The 1,196-nt window shown below is 55.9% G+C and carries 1 protein-coding gene; it reads left to right on the forward strand.

Translation table 11 applies throughout. The features are described 5' to 3' along the window. Positions 1-50: 50 nt before the first annotated feature. Positions 51-1,174 (forward strand): IS3 family transposase gene (locus tag HMPREF2559_RS12605; protein ID WP_210387021.1). Its coding sequence is split into 2 segments (ribosomal slippage): positions 51-339 and positions 339-1,174, totalling 1,125 coding nucleotides; the frame shifts between segments, so codons are not numbered across the junction. Positions 1,175-1,196: the final 22 nt, after the last annotated feature.

The following is a 1,196-nucleotide window of genomic DNA, read 5'->3' on the forward strand; positions in this document are numbered from 1 at the left end:
TGAAGTGCCCCAGGTTTTGTTCCGTTTGAGTAGATGGGAAAATTTGGAACATGCCGAGAAAATTTGATCGGGATGCGAAAGACCGTGTGGTCCGCCTCGTGGAAGACCGCATCCTGGCGGAGAATATTTCTATGCAGGCAGCCTGCAAGATCGTGGCACCAAAGCTGGGTGTGTCGTGGCACACGGCGAGGCAATGGACGCAGGCCGCTCGTCGCGAAGGACGTGTTGTGGAATCAATGCCCGAGGACCTTGCTGCAGAAAACGCACGGTTGCGTCGCGAGAATCAAGAGTTGCGGGACACCAATGAGTTGTTGAAAGCCGCTTCGGCTTTTTTCGCGTCGGAACTCGACCCGAAACGTCGGAAATGATCCGGTTCATTGATGAGTACCGGAATCGTTTCTGCGTCGAGTTCATTTGCCAGACGTTAAACACGCATCGCGAAGGCGGTTTTCTTAGCTCGCGTGGGTACCGCCAATCCAAGGCCCGGGGCTTAAGCTCCCGCGCTCTTCGCGACGCTGCCCTTGTAGAGCATATTCGCGACGTTCATGCTGAAAATTACGGCGTCTACGGGGTGCGGAAGATGTGGCGCGTGCTGCAACGCCGGGGCGTTGACATTGGCCGCGAGCAGACAGCCCGGCTGATGCGCAGCGCTGGACTGTCCGGCACGGACATTACGTATGTGCGCACCAGGAAAGGGTTTGTGTACACAGCTTTTGTCACTGATGTGTACTCCCGGAGGATTGTCGGGTGGGCGTTGTCTGATTCGATGCGTACTGAGGCGTTGCCGCTGCAGGCGTTGAACCAGGCGATCGTGTGCGCCAAGGAAACGGCGGGCCTAATTCACCATTCAGACCACGGCTCACAATATGTGAGTATCGTCTACAACGAGCGCCTGGCTGAGCACGGAATTACGGCGTCTACCGGCACTGTTGGTGATTCCTATGACAATGCTTTGGCTGAGAATGTCAACGGCTCCTACAAGAATGAGCTGATTCATAGGCGCTCATGGGCCGATGTCGTCGACGTGGAAATCGCGACGTTCGAGTGGGTTAACTGGTGGAACGAATCACGGCTCCACCAGAGCCTGGGCTACCGCACCCCAGCTGAAGTCGAAGCCGAATTTTGGGAACACGACCCCAGTCGAGAAATAATGGAAATCAAGGCAAATGCCTAGGAACAAAACCCGGGGCACTTCA

The organism is Corynebacterium sp. HMSC072G08 (genome assembly GCF_001809185.1).
In the GTDB taxonomy this organism is placed as follows: Bacteria; Actinomycetota; Actinomycetes; order Mycobacteriales; family Mycobacteriaceae; genus Corynebacterium; species Corynebacterium phoceense.